Source organism: Streptomyces sp. NBC_01217, assembly GCF_035994185.1.
Lineage (GTDB): Bacteria > Actinomycetota > Actinomycetes > Streptomycetales > Streptomycetaceae > Streptomyces.
On record NZ_CP108538.1, the window covers coordinates 2,119,522 to 2,138,900 of the forward strand.

General features: G+C 71.2%; 16 protein-coding genes and 1 pseudogene. 5 read left to right on the forward strand and 12 right to left on the reverse strand.

Annotated features, from left to right (window positions below; genetic code table 11):
* Positions 1-8: 8 nt before the first annotated feature.
* The 4 genes and pseudogenes from OG507_RS09235 to OG507_RS09250 all read right to left on the reverse strand — a co-directional run.
* A pseudogene (locus OG507_RS09235) lies at positions 9-253 on the reverse strand (carbohydrate ABC transporter permease); the annotation flags it as partial.
* A 114-nt stretch (positions 254-367) separates the two neighbouring features.
* Positions 368-2,104, reverse strand: coding sequence for an L-arabinonate dehydratase (araD, locus tag OG507_RS09240; RefSeq protein WP_327371912.1), 1,737 nt, complete (start codon positions 2,102-2,104; stop codon positions 368-370).
* The gene (locus OG507_RS09245) at positions 2,101-3,003 is read right to left on the reverse strand and encodes a dihydrodipicolinate synthase family protein (RefSeq protein ID WP_327366668.1); all 903 of its coding nucleotides are present in this window, start codon (positions 3,001-3,003) and stop codon (positions 2,101-2,103) included. The genes araD and OG507_RS09245 overlap by 4 nt, the downstream gene beginning before the upstream one ends.
* 32 nt (positions 3,004-3,035) lie before the next feature.
* Positions 3,036-3,698: a GntR family transcriptional regulator gene (locus OG507_RS09250; protein ID WP_327366669.1), complete on the reverse strand. Its 663-nt coding sequence runs from the start codon at positions 3,696-3,698 to the stop codon at positions 3,036-3,038.
* Positions 3,699-3,957: 259 nt separating this feature from the next.
* Between OG507_RS09250 and OG507_RS09255 the strand changes: the two genes are divergently transcribed.
* Entirely contained in the window at positions 3,958-5,202 is a 1,245-nt protein-coding gene (locus tag OG507_RS09255) for an MFS transporter (RefSeq protein ID WP_327366671.1), read from the forward strand.
* On the opposite strand, the gene OG507_RS09260 is transcribed toward OG507_RS09255, so the two are convergent.
* Complete coding sequence (locus OG507_RS09260) at positions 5,185-6,363, reverse strand: hypothetical protein (protein ID WP_327366672.1); 1,179 nt, start codon at positions 6,361-6,363, stop codon at positions 5,185-5,187. The genes OG507_RS09255 and OG507_RS09260 overlap by 18 nt on opposite strands.
* Positions 6,360-7,319, reverse strand: a complete 960-nt coding sequence (locus tag OG507_RS09265; protein WP_327366673.1) for a 5-dehydro-4-deoxyglucarate dehydratase — start codon at positions 7,317-7,319, stop codon at positions 6,360-6,362. The genes OG507_RS09260 and OG507_RS09265 overlap by 4 nt, the downstream gene beginning before the upstream one ends.
* 330 nt (positions 7,320-7,649) lie before the next feature.
* Here OG507_RS09265 and OG507_RS09270 point away from each other — a divergent pair, with 330 nt between their 5' ends.
* Both OG507_RS09270 and OG507_RS09275 read left to right on the forward strand, forming a co-directional pair.
* Positions 7,650-8,459 carry an NAD-dependent epimerase/dehydratase family protein gene (locus OG507_RS09270; protein ID WP_327366674.1) on the forward strand — a complete coding sequence of 270 codons (810 nt, stop codon included), beginning with the start codon at positions 7,650-7,652 and terminating at the stop codon, positions 8,457-8,459.
* Positions 8,460-8,556: 97 nt separating this feature from the next.
* The gene (locus tag OG507_RS09275) at positions 8,557-9,777 is read left to right on the forward strand and encodes a TerD family protein (RefSeq protein ID WP_327366675.1); all 1,221 of its coding nucleotides are present in this window, start codon (positions 8,557-8,559) and stop codon (positions 9,775-9,777) included.
* A 109-nt stretch (positions 9,778-9,886) separates the two neighbouring features.
* Here OG507_RS09275 and OG507_RS09280 read toward each other — a convergent pair whose 3' ends face one another.
* From OG507_RS09280 to OG507_RS09295, 4 genes are all read right to left on the reverse strand, one after another.
* Positions 9,887-10,111 carry a hypothetical protein gene (locus OG507_RS09280; protein ID WP_327275883.1) on the reverse strand — a complete coding sequence of 75 codons (225 nt, stop codon included), beginning with the start codon at positions 10,109-10,111 and terminating at the stop codon, positions 9,887-9,889.
* Positions 10,112-10,411: 300 nt separating this feature from the next.
* Positions 10,412-11,884, reverse strand: a complete 1,473-nt coding sequence (locus OG507_RS09285; protein ID WP_327366676.1) for an alkaline phosphatase PhoX — start codon at positions 11,882-11,884, stop codon at positions 10,412-10,414.
* 235 nt (positions 11,885-12,119) lie between these two features.
* Complete coding sequence (locus OG507_RS09290) at positions 12,120-13,574, reverse strand: hypothetical protein (protein ID WP_327366677.1); 1,455 nt, start codon at positions 13,572-13,574, stop codon at positions 12,120-12,122.
* Between the two features lie 225 nt (positions 13,575-13,799).
* A complete protein-coding gene (locus tag OG507_RS09295) occupies positions 13,800-14,513 on the reverse strand; it encodes an antibiotic biosynthesis monooxygenase (protein ID WP_327366678.1) in 714 nt (237 codons plus the stop codon).
* Positions 14,514-14,649: 136 nt separating this feature from the next.
* Here OG507_RS09295 and OG507_RS09300 point away from each other — a divergent pair, with 136 nt between their 5' ends.
* The gene (locus OG507_RS09300; protein WP_327366679.1) at positions 14,650-15,786 is read left to right on the forward strand and encodes a lipid II:glycine glycyltransferase FemX; all 1,137 of its coding nucleotides are present in this window, start codon (positions 14,650-14,652) and stop codon (positions 15,784-15,786) included.
* Positions 15,787-15,831: 45 nt separating this feature from the next.
* Complete coding sequence (locus OG507_RS09305; protein ID WP_327366680.1) at positions 15,832-16,275, forward strand: GNAT family N-acetyltransferase; 444 nt, start codon at positions 15,832-15,834, stop codon at positions 16,273-16,275.
* Between the two features lie 15 nt (positions 16,276-16,290).
* Here the strand turns inward: OG507_RS09305 and OG507_RS09310 are convergent, their stop codons facing one another.
* Both OG507_RS09310 and OG507_RS09315 read right to left on the reverse strand, forming a co-directional pair.
* On the reverse strand, positions 16,291-16,920 hold the full coding sequence (locus OG507_RS09310) for a DUF4232 domain-containing protein (RefSeq protein ID WP_327371913.1): 630 nt from the start codon (positions 16,918-16,920) through the stop codon (positions 16,291-16,293).
* 275 nt (positions 16,921-17,195) lie between these two features.
* Positions 17,196-19,235: a glycosyl hydrolase family 28-related protein gene (locus tag OG507_RS09315; protein ID WP_327366681.1), complete on the reverse strand. Its 2,040-nt coding sequence runs from the start codon at positions 19,233-19,235 to the stop codon at positions 17,196-17,198.
* Positions 19,236-19,379 lie beyond the last annotated feature (144 nt).

Genomic DNA, 19,379 nt, shown 5'->3' on the forward strand with positions numbered 1-19,379 from the left:
GCCGAGTTCCACTGTGCGCTGAAGCCGAGCGTCGACCAGAACTGGTCGTCCTCGGTGAAGATCCGGGTGAAGTTGTCGAGGCCCGCGAAGCCGTTGCGCCACGGCTTGGTGACGTTGTAGTTCTGCAGGCTGTAGTAGAAGACGCTGATCACCGGGTAGGCGATGAAGCCCGGCATCAGCAGCCCCGCGGGGGCTCGCGGAGCGACGCCGGGGGCACCTTGGGCGGTGTGGCCACAGCGGCGGCTCGGGCCATGACACGTCTCCGTTCTCTCTCAAGTGCTGGGGTGGTGCGTGGAGCGAGCAAGCGCTTGCCGTACGGCGTTCGGCATACCGGACGAGCGGTGCGGAGGGGATCCGGCGGCGCCGCTCAGCCGGCGTACGGGTCGGGCACTTCTCCCTGCCGGGCCAGGAAGGCGAAGTCGCAGCCGGTGTCGGCCTGGGTGATCTGGTCGTGGTAGAGCGCCCCGTAACCGCGCCCGTACCGGGCGGGCGGCGGCGTCCAGGCGGCCCTGCGCCGCTCCAACTCCTCCTCGGATACGTCGAGATGGAGCAGACGCGCCTCGACGTCCAGGGTGATCGGGTCACCGGTGCGGACGAGGGCGAGCGGCCCGCCGACGTACGACTCGGGCGCGATGTGCAGCACGCACGCCCCGTAACTGGTGCCGCTCATCCGGGCGTCGGAGATCCGCACCATGTCCCGCACACCCTGTTTCAGCAGGTAGTCGGGGATCGGCAGCATGCCGTACTCGGGCATCCCCGGACCGCCCTTGGGGCCCGCGTTGCGCAGGACCAGCACATGGTCCGGGGTGAGGGCCAGGGCCGGGTCGTTGATGGTGCGCTGCATCTGCCTGTAGTCGTCGAAGACGACCGCGGGGCCGGTGTGGCGCAGCAGGTGGGGCTCGGCGGCGATGTGCTTGATGACCGCGCCGTCCGGGCAGAGGTTGCCGCGCAGCACCGCCACGCCGCCCTCCTCGGCCAGGGGGTTGTCGCGCTCCCGGATGACGTCGCTGTTGTGGACGAGCGCCCCGTCGAGCTGTTCGCGCAGGGTGTCGCAGGAGACGGTGGGCCGGTCCAGATGGAGTACGTCGGTCAGCCGGGCCAGGAAGCCGGGCAGCCCGCCGGCGAAGTGGAAGTCCTCCATGAGGTACTTCCCGCCGGGGCGCAGGTTGGCGAGCACCGGAACGGTACGGGCGATCCGGTCGAAGTCGTCGAGGGTGAGCTTGACCCCGGAGCGGCCCGCCATCGCGATCAGATGGATGACGGCGTTGGTGGAGCCGCCGAGCGCGAGAACGGTGGCGACGGCGTCCTCGTACGCCTCCGCCGTGAGGATCTGTGACAACTTCCGCTGCTGCCGGACGAGTTCGACGATCCGCAGTCCGGACTGCGCCGCCATCCGGTCGTGTCCGGAGTCGACGGCCGGGACGGACGAGGCGCCGGGCACGGTGACACCGAGCGCTTCGGCGGCGGCCGTCAGGGTCGAGGCGGTGCCCATCGTCATGCAGTGGCCGGGTGAGCGCGCGAGGCCGTTCTCCAGCTCGGCCATCTCGCAGTCTCCGATGAGCCCGGCGCGCTTGTCGTCCCAGTACTTCCACATGTCGGTGCCCGAGCCGAGGACCTCGTTGCGCCAGTGCCCCGGCAGCATCGGCCCGGCCGGTACGAAGACGGTCGGCAGGTCGACGGAGGCGGCGCCCATCAGCAGCGCGGGCGTCGACTTGTCGCAGCCGCCCATCAGCACGGCCCCGTCGACCGGGTAGGAGCGCAGCAGCTCCTCCGTCTCCATCGCCAGCATGTTGCGGTAGAGCATCGGGGTCGGCTTCTGGAACGTCTCCGAGAGGGTGGAGACGGGGAATTCGAGCGGGAAGCCGCCCGCCTGCCAGACGCCCCGCTTGACCGCCTGTGCGCGGTCGCGCAGATGGACGTGGCAGGGGTTGATGTCGGACCAGGTGTTGAGGATCGCGATGACGGGCTTGCCGAGGTGCTCCTCGGGGAGGTAGCCGAGCTGTCTCGTGCGGGCCCGGTGGCTGAAGGAGCGCAGCCCGTCCGTCCCGTACCACTGATGGCTGCGCAGTTCCTCGGGGCCGGTTCCGCCGTCCCGGCCCGTCATATCGACCACCCGGCGACCTCGGCGGCGACCTCGGCGCGCCGCTCCTGGGGCAGGACGCGGATGGGCGGGCGGACATCGCGGCGGCAGAGCCCCAGCGAGGCGAGGGCCTCCTTGACGACCGTCACGTTGTTGGCGGACTGCCGGTCGGCGCGCAGTTCCTCGAAGCGGCGGATCTGCTCCCAGACCTTCATCGCGGCCGGGTGGTCGCCGGCCCGCAGCGCCTCCAGCATGGCGAGCGAGACGCCGGGGGCGACATTGACGAGTCCGGAGGTGAATCCGGTGGCCCCGGCGGAGAAGTAGGAGGGGGCGTACAGCTCGGCGAGGCCGGCGACCCAGACGAACCGGTCCAGGCCGGCGTCGCGGGCGAAGGCGGCGAACCGGGCGGCGTCCGGGACGGCGTACTTCACGCCGATGACGTTGGGGCAGCTGTCGGCGAGCGCGGCGAGGTGTTCACCGGCGAGCTGCGGGTTTCGGATGTAGGGGACGACGCCGAGCCCGGGGACGGCCTCGGCGACGGCGCGGTGGTAGTCGACCCAGCCGTCCTGTGAGACGTACGGGTGGATGGGCTGGTGCACCATCACCATCTCGGCACCGGCGTCGCGTGCGTGCTCGGCGGCGGCGACGGCGGTCGGCACGTCGTGCCCGACACCGACCAGGACGGTGGCGCGTGCGCCCACCTCGTCGATGGTCAACTCGGTGACGGTGCGGCGCTCTTCGGGGGTGAGCGCGTAGAACTCCCCGGTGTTGCCGTTCGGGGTGAGGGTACGCACCCCGCCGTCGAGCAGCCGCCGCAGCAGTCCGCGGTGAGCGGCCGTGTCGATCGTGCCGTCCTCGGCGAACGGGGTCACCGGGATCGCCACGACATCAGCGAGGGCCGTCTTCAGCGCTGAGAAGTCCATGCGGACAGGCCTTTCGTCGGTGTGCTGGTGGTTCATGCCGGATCCCCCTCGGTCTCCGCTTCCTCGGGGAACGCGCGGCTGACGAACGACGCGATGTGCTCGTGCAGGGCCCGGGCCGCGGCGTCCGCGTCATCGGCGAGCGCGAGGCGCAGGATCTCGCGGTGCTCGGCCGCCTCCCGCTCCCAGGACGGAATGGCCGCCCAGGCCACGGTCGACACGAGTGCGGCCTGGTCGCGGACCTCGTCGAGCATCCGGGCCAGCAGCGGATTGCCGCAGGGCAGGTAGAGCGCCCGGTGGAAGTCCCGGTTGGCGAGCGACCTGTCCACCTTGTCACCGGCGGAGTCGGCGCGCTCCAGGGCCTCCTGTGCGGCGTCGAGCGAGGCCTTGCGGGTGATGGAGCGCCGCAGCGCCTCCGGTTCGAGGAGCAGGCGTACGTCGTACACCTCCCGGGCCATGGCCGCGTCGACCAATCGCACGGTGACGCCCTTGTACTGGCTCATGACGACGAGCCCTGTACCGGCAAGGGTCTTGAGCGCCTCGCGCACCGGGGTCTTGGAGACCCCGAACTGCGCGGCGAGCTCGGTCTCGACGAGCGCCTGCCCTGGTCTCAGCTGCGCGGTGAGGATCGCGTGCTTGATCGCCTCCAGCACGAACTGGGTGCGGGACGGAATCGGGGTGGGCGTCGCAAAGGTCATGGGTGAAGGGCTCTCACATCTCGCATATCGCGTCTCATATATGACGTACGAAGTACGACGCGTTGAAGTTAGGGCGGAGCCGAATGTTTCGTCAACGCTTCTGGCAGAAGAACTTGGCGGACATCCGGCATGTGCCGTACACCCGTCTCGGGGCGGGCGGTCCGTGCAGCGCACGGGGTAGGGCATCCGCCCGATGCCGCCGGGTGTCCTCGGTCGGCAGCCTGGACGCGTGACGAAGGCACGGGTCAGGAGGGTTGCGGTGGGCGCGAGGGCGGGGTCTGCGACGGTACGGGTGCTGCGGGACCGTACGGCGGGGCTGTTTCTGACGGCGGTCGTCGTCTCCGGTTTCGGCACGTCCGCGATGTGGCTCGCGGCCGGGATCTGGGTCAAGTCGCTGACCGGGTCGGACAGTCTGGCGGCGCTCGCCGTGTTCGCGATGTGGCTGCCGGTGCTGTTCGGGCCCGTGCTCGGCGCGTTCGCCGACCGGATGCCCCGCAAGCCGCTGCTCATCGGGACGAATCTCGTGATGGCGGGGCTGCTGGCCTCGCTGCTCGCGGTCGGTTCGGCGGGGCGGATCTGGATCCTCTTCACCGTGCTCGTCCTGTACGGAACGAGTTCCGTGCTGACGGACGCGGCGGAGTCGGCGCTGGTCGCCGGGGCGGTCGACAAGCGGCTGCTGAGCGACTTCAACGGGCTTCGGATGACGGCGAACGAGGGCATGAAGCTGCTCGCACCGCTGACCGGCGCCGGGCTGTACGCCCGCTTCGGGGGCGGTGCGGTGGCGCTGCTGGACGCGGTGTCGTTCGTGCTGGCGGCCGGGGTGTACGCGCTGCTGCCGGTACGGGAGTCCGCCGGGAGGGCTCCGGGCGGCCCGGGGCGCGGCGAACTCACCGCGGGCATGCGGCAGGTGTGGGGGTCGCCGGTGCTGCGGCCGCTCGTGCTGGCGGGCTCGGCGACGATGCTGTGCGCGGGGCTCAACGGCGCCGCGGTCTATGCCGTCGTCGGCGAGGGGCTCGGGCACTCCCCCACGTACGCGGGTGTGCTGTACGCGGTGCAGGGCGCCGGGTCCGTCACCGCCGGGCTGCTGGCCGGGCCGTTGCTGCGGCGGCTGCCGGAGCGGGTGTTCACGGCGGCCGGGATCGCGCTGTTCGCGGTGGCGGTGGGGGCGCGGGCGCTGCCGTACGACGCGGTGGCGCTGGCGGCGAGCGCGGCTGTCGGGATCGGGCTGCCGTGTGTGCTGATCGCCGCGATGACTGCGGTGCAGCGGGAGACGCCGGATGCCGTGCTGGGCCGTACGGCCGCGAGTGCCGGCACGCTGATGACGGTGCCCAACGCGGTGGCGCTGGCGCTCGGTGCGGGGCTGGTCGCGCTGGTGGACATCCGGGTGCTGCTGCCGGTGGTCGGCGCGGCGGCGCTGCTGACCGCGGTGCTGCTGGTCACGGGCCGGCGGGGGCGGCTGACGGGCGCCCCCACCGGCCCGCTTCCTTCATCGACCGAGGCGTGACAGCGCTTCGGTGACGGCCTTGAGGTCCGGGCCCGAGGCCAGTCCGGCGTGGTACAGGCGCAGTTGGTTCGCGCCGAGCGATGCCGCGTGCGCGGCGTCCCGCTCCAGCGTGGCGGGGCTGCCGCCCATCCCCGTGACCACGGTGAGGTTGGCCGCGAGCACGCCCTCGCGCCCGGCGAACGGCCCGAGCACGGCCTCGCGCGCCGCGTCGCCGCCGGTGCAGGGCAGCACCACGCCGTCCGCCACGGACAGGATGTGACCCGGGTCGACACCGACGTTCGCACCACAGTGGTACGGCGCCGGGTCGACGTGCAGCAGCACCTGGAAGCCCGGCTCCGCCGCCGCCCGCACGGCGGCTACCACGGACTCCTGGAGCGTACGGGCGATCCGGGCGCGCCACTGGAGGGTGGCGGCGGCGAGGTCGGCGCCGAGGAGCTTCTCGATGCCCGCAGGACCGGCCTCCGGGGAGCCGGAACCCGACCAGGCAGGTTCCAGCGCCCGGCGTACGGCCAGGGCCAGTTCGTCCGGGTCCAGGCCGCATCCGGCGTATCCGGTTCGGCAGTCGGGGCAGAAGCAGAGCGACATCAGATACTGGGCCGCGTCCCCGAGACCGACGCCCGCGATCTTGTCGTGGGCGTGCAGATGCGCGAAGCCGTACCAGCCGCAGGACTCCAGCTCGGTGCCGCGCGCGCCGCCTCGCACCGCCGCCTCCGCCGCCAGCGCGACCAGATACGCGCGGACCGCGGGCTGCGCGATGCACGGCGCCCAGGGGTAGCGGTCGCCGTAGGCGTTGACCACGGAGGTCTGCGGATGCTCCGCGCCCAGCCGGGAGTTGTGCGCGAGGACCACCCAGGTGTGCACGTCGAGACCGGCGGCGGTCAGAGCCTCGGCGGCCTCGGCGTACGGATCGTCCGAGGCCACCCAGGACTGCTCGTACGGACGCAGCTCGCGCTGCGCCCACCGGGCGGCGTCCGGCGGGTAGAGCACCGCGGCATGCCCGGCGGTGACGATGCGGCGGCCGGGGTGGCGCGGGGTCAGCGCCCGGGTGGAGTGGTAGGCGGAAGCGAGCGTCACCTGCTGGACGCCCAGGTCCGCGACGCGGGCTGCCGCGTCCGGGTCGCCGACGACGTCCCACGGGTAGAGGAAGGCGGAGGTCTTCATCCGCGCTGCTCCTGCCCGTACTTCTCCAGCAGGGCGCGGCCGCGCGCGATGATCTCGGTGAGCTCCTCGATGTGGGCGGCGGGCGGCTCGCTGAGCGGGGTGCGGACCTCGCCGACGTCCAGACCGCCCAGCCGGACGGCCGCCTTGACGAGCGAGACGGCGTAACCGCGGCCCTTGGCGCGCAGTTCGACGAGCGGCCGGTAGAAGTGGTCGAGGAGCGCGTTGGCCAGATCGTCGTCGCCGCAGTCCAGCGCCCGGTAGAAGGCGAGCGCGATGTCGGGCGCGAAGGCGAAGACGGCGGAGGAGTAGAGCGTGACGCCGATGCCGCGGTAGGCGAGGCCGGTGAGTTCGGCGGTGGGCAGCCCGTTGAAGTACAGGAAGTCCTGGCCGGGCAGTGCGGTGCGGACGGCGCTGACGATGCGCTGCATCAGGTCGAGGTCGCCGTAGCCGTCCTTGAGGCCGATGATGCCGGGCGTCCCGGCCAGTGCGATGACGGTCTCCGGGGTGAAGACGGCGTTGTCGCGCTGGTAGACGATCGTCTCCAGACCGGTGGCCGCGGCGAGCGCCGTGTAGTGGCCCAGCAGACCCGCCTGGTCGGCGACGACGAGGTACGGCGGCATGGCGAGGAGCCCGTCCGCGCCCGCCTCCTCGGCGAGCTCGGCGTACTGGACGGCGAGCGCCGTGCCGTAACCGGCCCCCGCGACGACGGGCACCTCTCCGGCGGTCTCCTCGACGGCCGCGGCGACGACGAGGCGGAACTCCTGAGGCGTCAGGGCGTGGAACTCACCGGTGCCGCAGCAGGCGAACACGGCCGCCGCACCGGCGTCGATGCCCGCTCGCACATGCGCGCGGAAGGCGTCGAGGTCGACGCCGCCGTCCGGTCCGTACGCGGTGACGGGGAAGAAGAGCGGCCCGGCGACACGGGTGAGTCGGGCGGCAAGAGGGGCTGAGGTCACGGGCGCTCCCTGAGCAGGTTCAGGCGTGCACAATTCTGATCGATGTCCATATTCATGAACGCACTCACGCTAAGGCAGCCGCCCGGCACAGGTCAAGGCGGGAGCACCCAACCCGCCCGACCCTGAAGACGGAGTTACCGACTCCGCGGGAGACTCCGCGCGAGAGGTGCCCGGCACTTGACGCGGTACGTCACCGCTTCTTAGTTTGTCCATGCATATGAATGCTGTCCATGGATTTGACGTCCCTCGGGTACATCTCGCACGTACCGAAGGGGCCGTGCCACGCGCGCAGGCCGCGCGCGTGCACCTATGCACCGAGGAGACCCGCGCATGCCCGCTCCCCGCACCGTCCTGCTCACCGGCGCCGCAGGCGGCCTCGGCACCCTGATGCGCGGGCTGCTGCCCGCATACGGCTACGAGCTCCGCCTCTTCGACCTCGCCCCCGTCGAGGGCGAGCCGGACGCGATCGCGGCCGACCTCGGCGACAAGGAGGCGCTGCGCGAGGCCGTGCGGGGCGTCGACGCGATCATCCACCTCGCGGGCATCTCCCTGGAAGCCTCGTTCGACAAGATTCTGAAGGCGAACATCGAGGGGACGTACAACCTCTACGAGGCCGCGCGGGAAGAAGGCGTGGGGCGCATCGTGTTCGCCTCCTCCAACCATGTCGTCGGCTACACCCCGCGCCCGCTCCCCGGCGACCCGCTGATCCCCGTCTCCGCACCGCGCCGCCCGGACACCTTCTACGGCCTGTCCAAGTCCTTCGGCGAGGACCTGGCCCAGCTGTACTGGGACCGGCACGGCCTGGAGACCGTCTCCGTACGCATCGGCTCCTGCTTCCCCGAGCCCACATCCGTACGGATGCTCTCGGTCTGGATGAGCCCCGGGGACGGCGCCCGGCTCTTCCACGCCGCGCTCACCGCCGAGGACGTGCGCCACACCGTCGTGCACGGCTCATCCGACAACACCCGGCTGTGGTGGGACCTGACGACGGCCCGTGCGCTCGGATACGAGCCGCAGGACGACTCGGAGCCGTACGCGGCCGAGCTCATCGCCGAACAGGGCGAGCTGGACCCGGACAATCCCGACCACGCCCACCTCGGCGGGCATTTCTGCACCAACCCACCGATCTGGCCGTACTAGCCGGTCCGGGTCGCGCGTGGATCCGGCCGCGACGAGGGTGCGACAAGGCGGGTGAAGGTAAGGGAACGGCAAAGCCCGGTCGTTCGTTACCCCGTGCATGACCGCTATGACCCCCGGCTCGAACATCCCTCTCTCCGCCGCCCGCGTGGCAGTGGACGTCTCCGCACCGGTGCGGCTCGACGTTTCGGGCCTGCTGCTCACCGCCGACGGCAAGGTGCGCTCCGACGACGACTTCATCTTCTACAACCAGCCCACCGGCCCCGGCGTGACCTACCGCTCCGGCGGCGGCACCGCGCCGGACGCGATCGTGGTGGACACCACCGCGGTCCCGCCCGGCATCGAGAAGATCGTCGTCACGGCGAGCCCGGACGCGGCGGGTCAGACCTTCCAGGGCATCGAGCCCACCGCCACCGTGCGCAACGCCGACGACAGCAGCGTGCTCGCCACGTTCACCCCGCCCCGGCTGGGCGCCGAGACGGCGCTCGTGGTCATCGAGGTCTATCTCCGCAACGGCGCCTGGAAGGCCCGCGCGGTCGGCCAGGGCTATGCGAACGGCCTGGCCGGCATCGCCACGGACTTCGGTGTCTCGGTCGAGGAGGAGCCCGCCGCCGCGCCCGCTCCCGTCGCGCCCCCGATGCCCACGGCGCCCCCGGTGGACCCGCGGATCGCCGCGCCGGTGACCCCCGCAGCCCCGCCCGCCCCGCCTGCCCCGCCCGCCGCTCCCGCGCCCGCCGCCTCCGGCAAGATCAACCTCGACAAGGGCCGGGTCAGCCTCCAGAAGAACCAGACGGTCTCCCTGGTCAAGGGCGGCCGCCCGCTGCTCTCCCAGGTCAAGATGGGCCTCGGCTGGGAGCCCGCCTTCCGCGGCAAGGACATCGACCTCGACGCCTCGGTGATCGCCTACGGCCCCAACCGGAACCACCTGGACAGCTGCTACTTCGGCAAGCTCTCCATCCTGAACGGCGCGATCAAGCACTCCGGCGACAACCTCACGGGCGAGGGCGCGGGTGACGACGAGGTGATCGTCGTGGACCTGGGCCGGATCCCCCCGGAGGCGACGGGACTGGTCTTCACGGTCAACTCGTTCACCGGCCAGAAGTTCACCGAGGTCGCCAAGGCCTACTGCCGGCTGCTCGACGCCGCCACGGGCGAGGAGCTGGTCCGCTTCGACCTGACGGGCGCCGAGCCGCAGACCGGCGTGATGATGGCCAAGCTGATCAAGCAGTTCTCCGGCGAGTGGGAGATGACGGCCCTGGGCGACTTCGTGAAGTCGCGCACCGTCCGCGGCATGGTGAAGCCCGCCGCCCAGGCGCTGTGACCCCTTAGAAGTCTCCGAAACGGCTTCAGGGGCACCTGCGATTAACAGGTGCCCCTGAAGCCGAAGCCGGTGAGCGTGACGGGGACGCTGCGCGTGCTCGCCGCCTCTCTCAGAGCTTGGTCAGCTTGGAGTACGGGCTCAGGATCCTCCCCTGCCGCCCCGAGAAGTCGATGAGCACTGCGTCGTTGTCGCCCTCGACAGCGAGGACTCGACCGAGTCCGAACTGGTCGTGCGACACCCTGTCGCCCACATCGAACAATTCGACCGGTGGGGCCGCCTGGGCCGGGCGGTTGAAGGGACTGGAAGGCAGGTATCGCCGGGCTGACTGTTTCATTACCTTGAGTATGCGCCCTGGGAAGGCCCGACGCCATGCCCGGCCGCTCCTGGGAGCACACTGATGCCGGATTCGTAATGAGCGATTCCAGGGCCGACAGGCGTCCCTGCCCGCTTCCAGCAGCGGCGTTGCGCGAAACGCAGCGTCCGAAAGACCCTCGAAGGTGTGGCGTTTCCCTCCCCCCGCCGGGGCGCGCCCGACCGGGGGACCGGGCGCCGACGGCCGGCCCGCCCCGGTGGCGGGATCCAAAGCCGCGGCGCCCTCATCGGGAGTGGAGAGGTGCCTTTGGCGGTACGGCCGTCAGTGGCGGTTCGGCTGGCGCTTCCACGGGCCGGTGATGGCGAGCATGATGCCCGGCGTCTGGATGTTGGCGTACAGCGTCTTGCCGTCGGGCGAGAACGTGACACCGGTGAACTCGCTGTACTCCGGCTCCTCCACGCTGCCGATGTTCAGCTCGTTGCGGGCGATCGGGTACGTGCGGCCGCTCTCGGTCGCCCCGAAGAGGTGCTGAATGCCGTTGCCGTCCTCGGCGATGACCAGACCGCCGTACGGCGAGACGGTGATGTTGTCCGGGCTGTCGAAGGCACCGTCCTTCGACGGGTCGGTGTTCACACCGAGGAGCACCTTCAGCGTCAGCGTGCGGCGCTTCGGGTCGTAGAACCAGACCTGGCCGTCGTGCGCGACGGGGCTCTCCTCACGGGCGTACGAGGAGACGATGTACGCGCCGCCGTCGCCCCACCACATGCCTTCGAGCTTGCGGGCGCGGGTGACCTCGCTGTCCGTGAACTGCTTGCGCACCGAGACGGTCTTCGCGTCACGGTCGGGCACCTCGGCCCAGTCCACGCCGTACACCGTGCCGATCTTCGTGGCGCGGGACAGGTCGTCGACGAACTTGCCGGTGCGGTCGAAGCACTTGGCGGCCTGGAGGACACCGGCGTCGTCGGCGAGGGTGCGCAGCTTGCCGCGGCCGTGCCGGAAGCCGTGCGGCGGGACCCAGCGGTAGAGCAGGCCGTTGGGGCCCGCGGCGTCCTCGGTCAGGTAGGCGTGGCCGAGCTTGGGGTCGATGACGACGGCCTCGTGGGCGTACCGGCCGAGCGCCTTGATCGGGCGCGGGTCGCGGTTGGCGCGCTTGTCGTACGGGTCGACCTCGAAGACGTAGCCGTGGTCCTTGAGCAGGCCGTTCTTGCCGGCCTTGTCCTCGGTCTCCTCGCAGGTGAGCCAGGTGTCCCACGGGGTGGAGCCACCGGCGCAGTTGGTGGACGTGCCGGCGATGCCGACCCACTCTGCGGTACGGCCGTCGCGGCGGGTCTCCACGACCGTGCAGCCACCGGCGGCGATCGGGTCGTAGACGAGGCCCTCGGTGAGCGGAACGGGGTACGCCCAGCCGGTGCGGGTGCCGCTCAGCTCGTGGTTGTTGACGAGCAGGGTGACGCCGCGCGGGCCCTCGAAGGCGGCCGTGCCGTCGTGGTTGGAGGGGGTGAACTCGCCGGACTCCAGCTTGGTGACACCGCTGTGGGTGATGACCTTGTAGGAGAAGCCGGCGGGCAGCGCGAGGAGCCCCTCGGCGTCGTCGATCAGCGGCCCGTAACCGGGCTCGTGGCTGTGCCCGTGGTCGTGGTCGTGGTCATGTCCGTGGCCGTCGTGGCCGTGCTTCGAGTCCTCGGCGGCCAGGGCGCCGGGCGCGGTGGCCAGCGCGGCGACCGTGCCGGTCAGGGCGATGCCGGCACCGGTGAGGGCGGACTGCCTGGTGAAATCCCTGCGCGTGAGGGCCATCACGTACTCCTGGAGCGACTGGGCGTGTTGTTGGCGCGCCCACATTTGCGCCCTTGCGCCAACACCAGTTGAACTACGGACGACGTCGAGGGGCATCCTTCCTGTGGAGTTGGCCGGATGCACCTGACCGGAAGGGCCCGGCCGGATCGAATGCCCATGCCGAACCGAGCCGATACCGGGCCGATGCCGATACCGAGCCCGGTCCCCGCAGTCCCCCGCGTACCGCCGCCGCTTCTCAGGCCCCCGACCGCGACCGCGCCTTGAACGCCGCCTTGCGGGCCTCCTTGGCCTTCTTCTTGTCGCTGTGCAGCCGCCCCATCGCTTCGAGGACATCCGCCGTCGCCGGGTGCTCCACCCGCCACGCCTCCTCGAAGAAGCCGCTGTGCCGGCCCGCCAGGCCCTCGACCAGGTCCTGGAGCTCGTCCAGATCGCCCTCGGCCTCCAGCTGGGCCGCGATCGTGTCGATGGCGAGCCAGAAGATCATCGACTCCGGCGGTGCGGGTACGTCCGCCGCGCCCAGCTCCGCGAGCCAGACCCGCGCGAGCCCGCCCAGCTCGGGGTCGTCCAGCACCGCGCGCACCGCGGGCTCCGCCTCCGCGCCGACCAGGGCGAGCGCCTGCTGGCAGTGGAGGCGGCGCAGCGGCGCCTGCTGGTCCACGCCCCGGGCCGCCGCGAGGAGTTCGGCCGCCGCCCCGTCCGCGCCGCGCCGGTCGAGCCACAGCCGGACCTCGCCGCTCGCCGCCGTCTCGGGGTAGTACGCGATGCCGCCGAGGAGTGCGTCGGCGCCCTTGTCCACGAGGTCGCCGATCGCCGGGGCGTCCACCCCGGCCTCCAGCATCCGGGCCCGGATGCCGTACACGCCGAGGGGGGTCAGCTTCACCATTCCGTACCGGGTGACGTCCTCGTCGTCGGCCGGCGGGGTGGCGCCCTCGCCCTCCTCGGCCAGCAACGCCTCGTCCACCGGCCGGTATTCGACGATCCCGATGGGTTCGAGGACCCGGAACTGGTCGTCGAGGCGCAGCATCGCCTCGGACACCTGCTCAAGAATGTCGTCGGTGGGCTCGCTCATGTCGTCGGGCACGATCATCGACGCGGCGAGCGCGGGCAGCGGTACGGGCGCCGCGTCCGTGCCGCCGTCGCCCGCGGTGAGCAGATACAGATTGCCGAGGACCCCGTCGAGGAACTCCGCCTCGACCTCCGGGTCCCAGTCCAGGGATTCGAAGTCGACCGAGCCGTCCTCGGCGACGAGATCGGCGAGGTCCTCGAAGACGGGCGCGGTGGCATCGGCGTGGACGGCCTCCAGGCCGTCGAGCCAGATCGAGAGGACGTCCTGCGGTGAACCGCCGGTGATCAGCGCCAGGTTCTCGCCCGCGACGGCGGTCCCCTCCGCGTCGTCCCCCTCGGCCTCCTGCGGGTCCTCGACGTCGACGAGCCCCGCGTCGACCGCGAGCCGCCATGCCTCGCTCGCCTCCGCGGCACCGTCCTCGTCCGCCGTGAGGCCGAGGTGCTCGGCCGCCGCGGGCAGCTGTTCCTCGACGAGCTCGCCACCGGCGCCGACCCGGGTCCCGGGCCCCGCCCAGCGGGCGAGCCGGACGGCGCGGGCGAGCAGCGGCGCGGCGAGCGCGTCCCGTGCCAGCTCGGCCTCGGTGTGCAGCCGGACGGGCGGCAGGGTGGGGCGCTCTGCGGACATCAGGTGGTTCTCCTCGGGGCGTACGGGGCCTACGGGGTCAGGCGGCCCAAGCGTAGACGCATTTCATCCCTTGCCACCCGGTGCATCCGACGGACAGCGGCGGTACACCCACAGGACCTTGACAACTGCCGTGCCCTCACCCGGGATTGACGTGCACGGGCCTCCACTCGGTGTCCGCCTCCCCGTGCTCCGCTTCCGCCCTCAGCCCATACATGCGCAGCACCGTCAAGCGCCCGCCCCCGGCCTCATGCCGAGCGCGGGCGTGTAGCGGTGCACGCCTCCGCCGGTCACCCCCGGGTACGACTGCACCCGCTCCCACTGCGGCGTCCTCGACCCGATCCCGTCACCGGGCCCGGCCAGCGCGTCGACATGGGCCTGTGCGCTCTCCCATTCGGCGTAATTGAGTACGCGCGTTCCGTCGGTGCTCACATGGAAGTGTCCGGAGATGCCACCGGGGGCGGGCGCCGGATCGGTCCCGAGCGCCTCGAACACGGTGTCCACCCAGTCCCGCTGCCGCGCCTTGTCCGGCCCGTCGAACTCGACGTCGACGATCACGACGCACCCGGGCTCCCGCCCGTCCCCCTCCCGCGGCGGCACGGAGCGGTACAGCTCAAGGGTGTGCAGCCCGAGGCGGCGGATGCCCGGCACGGTGGCGTCGATGTCCGCGTTGCGCGCGTCCCTGCCGTGCCGGAAGAAGTCCTGACAGGCATGCTCGTCACTCCACTGGCTGTAGTGGAACAAGGTTTTCCCGTCCTCACCGGCATGAACGGTGTACGAGAGCAGCCCCGGATGCGGCCACTCCCGGCTCTCCCATGCCTTGCGGATGGCCTCGACCGCCTGTCGCTGCCGCTCGGGAGTGCCGACATCCCAGGTGCTCGCTCCGACGGGACCGGCGTCGTTACGGGCAAGATCAGGACGGGATTCGAATTGCACACTCATGGCGGGTCCTCCTGAATGGTGCACCCACGCGGTGCGCCGCTGCCGACCACCCTGGTACGTCAAGTGCGCTTGAGGTCAACGCCACCCCCCGTTGACACCCTCGGGCCCACCGACAGGACAACGAACGGAGTACCGCATGAAGCTGCGTCTCAAGGCGATCAGCCGCGAGGAACATCTGGCGTTCGTGGCGAACCGGCCCGCAGTGAGCCACATGCAGGTTCCGTCGTGGGGCGATGTGAAGCCCGACTGGCAGTCGGAGAGCATCGGCTGGTTCCACCGGGAGGTCGGCGGCCCGGAACGGCTCGTCGGAGCCGGGCTCGTCCTCTACCGGCCGATCCCCGTGGTGAAGCGCTATCTGGCCTATCTGCCGGAGGGCCCCGTCATCGACTGGCACGACGCCGCGGGACTGGGTCCGTGGCTCGATCCGATGCTGGCGCACCTGAAGGCGCAGCGTGCGTTCTCGGTGCGCATGGGCCCACCGGTGGTCGCCCGGCGGTGGGACGCCTCCACCGTCAAGGACGCCATCGCCGACCCGGCCGCCGGACGGCTGCGCGACGTACCGCCGGACATGGACGACCCGCAGGCCGCCGCGCTCATGGAGCAGCTGCGCAAACTGGGCTGGCAGCAGGACGAGGAGGGTGGCGAGGAGGGTTTCAGCGCCGGACAGCCCCGGCACGTCTTCCAGGTGCCGTTCACCGGTCAGTCGCTGGAGGAGATCCGGGGCAATCTGAACCAGCAGTGGCGGCGCAACATCAAGAAGGCGGAGAAGGCGGGCGTCAAGGTCGTCGAGGGCGGTTACGAGGATCTTCCGGCCTTCTACGAGCTGTACCGCGAGACGGCCCTGCGCGACCGCTTCGCCCCTCGCCCGCTCGTCTACTTCCAGCGCATGTGGACAGCCCTGCGGACCGAGGACCCCGACCGGATGCGGCTCTATCTCGCCCACCACGAGGGCGAGGTCCTCGCCGCCGCGACGATGCTGACCGTCGGGAACCACGTCTGGTACTCCTACGGCGCCTCGACCGGCCGCAAGCGCGAGGTCCAGCCCAACAACGCGATCCAGTGGCGCATGATGAGCGACGCCTACGAGAGGGGCGCGGCCGTGTACGACCTGCGCGGCATCACCGACACCCTGGACGAGAGCAACCACCTCCTGGGCCTGCTGCGCTTCAAGGTCGGCACCGGCGGCCGGGCCGCCGAGTACGTCGGCGAGTGGGACCGCCCGATCAACAAGACGCTCCACAGGGCCTTCGCCCTCTACATGGCACGCCGCTGACGTCCGGGTACTGAGCGCTCCGGCGTCCGTGCCAGACTCCGGGCCGTGATCCTTCGTACCGCCACCCGCACCGACCTGCCCGCCGTCCTCGCCCTCCTCGCGGACGAGGAGCGGGTCGTCGATCCGGCTTCGGTCGTGGTCGACGACGCGTACGAGCGGGCTTTCGCCGCCATCGAGACGGACCCGCGCAACGAGATGCTCGTACTGGTCGACGGCGACACCGTCGTGGGATGTCTGCAGGTGACGTACATACCGGGGCTCGGCAAGCACGGCGAGGAGCGGGCGCTGATCGAGGCGGTACGGATCAGGGCCGACCGGCGGGGCGGCGGGCTGGGGCGGGAACTGATGAAGCAGGCCGTCGACCGGGCCCGGCTGCGGGGGTGCGGGCTGATGCAGCTCACCAGCGGCAAGCGGCGTACGGACGCGCACCGGTTCTACGAGTCGCTGGGCTTCGCCCGCAGCCACGAAGGCTTCAAGCTCGCTCTCTGATTCCCTGATTCCGCACTACTGGGACGGCTGGGTCCGCCAGGCGGTCATGTTCAGCTCGTCGAGCAGCCGTACGTCGCTGCCCTTCAGCGGGAAGGTGCGCGCCTCCAGGCCGGGGGCCGGTGCGACCTCCAGCGCGTCGCCCTCGATGAGGTCGCCGCCGGTCGGGGTGGAGACCCAGGCGAGCAGCGACTGCACCGCCTCTCCCGGCTTCAGCATGACCTCCTCGGGGCCCGGATCGCTCCCCATGTAGGAGGAGCCCGGATTCACCGGGACCGCCAGCGGGTCACCGGCGTCGTCCAGGGCGCGGACGGACGGGTAGCCGTCGACGCGGTACGGCTTGTCGCCGCAGTTGGTGAGGGTGAGGCCGACGGCCCGGTGGCCCAGCGCCGCCTGCACCTCGCCCATGTCGACGACGACCCCGGAGGACGGACAGCCGGCGCGCGCGGTGGGCGTGGGGCCGGGGCCCTGCGCCGACGGCGGCGGTGGCCGGTCGGGGAGCGGCACGGAGGCGCTCGGAAACGGCGACGGCAGCTTGTCCGCGTGCACCCGGTACGACGCGGTCGGTGTCGGCTCCGGCTCGCCCTCGCCCGCCGGCACGAGAAACCCGGCACATCCCGAGAGCGACAGGCCCAGCGCCCCGGCCATGAGCGCGACCGCCACCGGCCGCCGTCTCCCGGCCCCGGTCCCCGTCCCGGCCGCTCCTGTCCGTTCCCGCATGCTCATGCACCCGCCCCGGTCTGCCGCATAGGAGTTCGATCATGCCAGAGCGCGGAGCCCGGTCCTCCCACAATTGTTGAGCATCTCTTTCCCTCTCGGCAGCCCTTCTTCCCGCGCCGTTCGAACAGTGGGTCGTCCACCGCCACCGTCAGCGGGGGTGAAGCTGCCGCGCAAAGCACCCGGCACTGCGAAAGTCGAGAGCGTCACCATCGTGACGGCGGTGGAGGCACCACGACCGTGGGGCGGTCGTCGCAGGTGATGGTGTTGGGCAGCAGCCAGTCCGCGAGCCAGCCGCCGTCGTTGCCGCCTCGGTCCTCCAGGGTGAACTCCGAGCCGGTTGCGGGGAAGTTGAACGAACCGCAGTTGTTGACGCCGACCGCTCCCACGCCGCGTGCGTCCACGTTCTCGAAGGTCGCGGAGCCCTTCACGCGGGCGCTGACGACGGAGGTGCCGGTGCCGTCGACGCGGATGTCCTTGAATTGGACGCCCGGGATGTCGTACCGGTCCTTCACGGCGTACTCACTGACCAGCATGATCGCGTTGTAGGCGCTGTCGAGGTAGTGGTCGCCGCTCACGCGGATGTCGGCGTCGATGCTCTTGTCGAGGGCGTAGAACCAGATGGCGCCGAGCCCGATGTTCCAGTTCAGGTCGAGGGTGCCGGCGCGCACGGTCGTGTTGTCGGTGAAGCGGAGCGCACCGGTGAACGGTTCGGCTCCGAAACGGGAGCCCGCGTGGAGACCGCTGCCCTCGCGGACCGGGTCGGCGACCAGGTTGCCCGCGACGGTGTTGTTCCCGCCGCCGTAGATCGCGATGCCATTGGCGAGGGTCGGGGACTGGACGGTGTTGTGGGAGATGGTGTTGCTCGCGTTCGCGGTCCCGTCCGACCACATGGCGAGGCCATCGTCCCCCGTGTTGCGGACGAAGTTGTCGCGTACCTCCGAGTCGGTGACGCCGGTGTGGAAGTTGAGGGCGTCGGCGATCTGGTCCACGATGACGTTGTTCGTGACCTTCACGTCCGACATCGGACCGTCGAACCAGAGGCCCACCTTGGTGTGGTGGAGGTAGAGGCCGTCGATGGTCGACGCGCTCATCGCGCCGCCGATGGCGTTCACCTGGTCGGTGTCGACGCGCTCGCGGACGTCGCCCTCGATCGCGAAGCCGGAGAGGTGCACGTTGCGGCTGCCTCCGTCCGCAGCGTTCTTGCCGTGGAAGCCGACGCCGGTGTGGGTCGAGCCGTCGGGCGCGGGCTCGTCGAGGGTGACCTGGCGGCCCTTGATGATCGTGTACCAGCTGCCCGCGCCTGTGAGCGTGATGTCGTCCACGACGATGTGGCGGTTGACCTGGTAGGTGCCGGGCGGCAGATGGACGCTCCGGTGGGCGCGCCGCGCGAAGGCGATGGCGCGCTCGATGGCGGGCGCCGCGTCCCGTCGGCCGGTCGGATCGGCGCCGAAGGCGAGGACGTTGACGGCGTGGTGGTCGACATGCGGGCGTCCGACGAGTTCCGAGTCGAGCAGGTCGACGACGGCCCAGGCGGCACGGCTGCCCTCTGGAAGGGTGAGGCGTACACGGTCACCTGCGCGGTAGGTCCTGTCCAGGCGCAGGCGCTGCTCGTCGTAGAAGTGCGTGGGGCGAAACGGCTTGTCGAACCGGGGTGCCGGCGTGGTTGCCGCCGGGACGCAGGAACACTCGGTGGTCCACCAGTCGGGGTGGAGGAGGTCCGCCCGGGGGTCGTTGGTGAAGGGATACTGGTTGTAGAGCCAGGCGTACTGCGAGGTGAGCGTCATGGACGTGCGGTGGCCGCCGTTGACGGTGACGTGCAGGGGCGCGGTGATGCCGCCGCCTTCCGGCGCGTCGGGGACGCTGTAGCGCACGGTCAGGGCGTTGGCGGCACGGGGGAGGACGAACTCGACGTACTGTCCAGGGGTCAGTCGGACGGCTCGGCGTCCGGACGCCTCGGAGGGCAACGTGTACGGCGTCCGGTCCGGTCCGATGACGACGCCGTCGGTACGGGCGTTCTCCGCCTCCTGCTCGTCGAAGGCCACGTCGGCGCCGCGTCCCGCGACGAGCTCCGGGTCGAGGGCCGCGCGGGTGATGACCGGTCGGCTGTCGGCGGAGGCAGGCGGCCGGGGGGCAGCTGAGGCGGCGGAGCCGTCATAGCTCACGCCGAGGGCGAGAAGGGCGCAGACGACGGCGGTGGTTCTCCTGCCGGTGCGCGCTCGGCATCGGCGGCGGCTCGGGAGCATCGGGCCTCACTTCTGTCGGATGGGGAGGATCGCTCGGTCGGCGGAACACCGGCGGAGCGGGGACATCAGGCGCACCCTTGCGCCTCCACAAGACTTCGATCGAGATTCAGTCGCTGAATTGCGCATCCTGCGCAGAATTCTGCG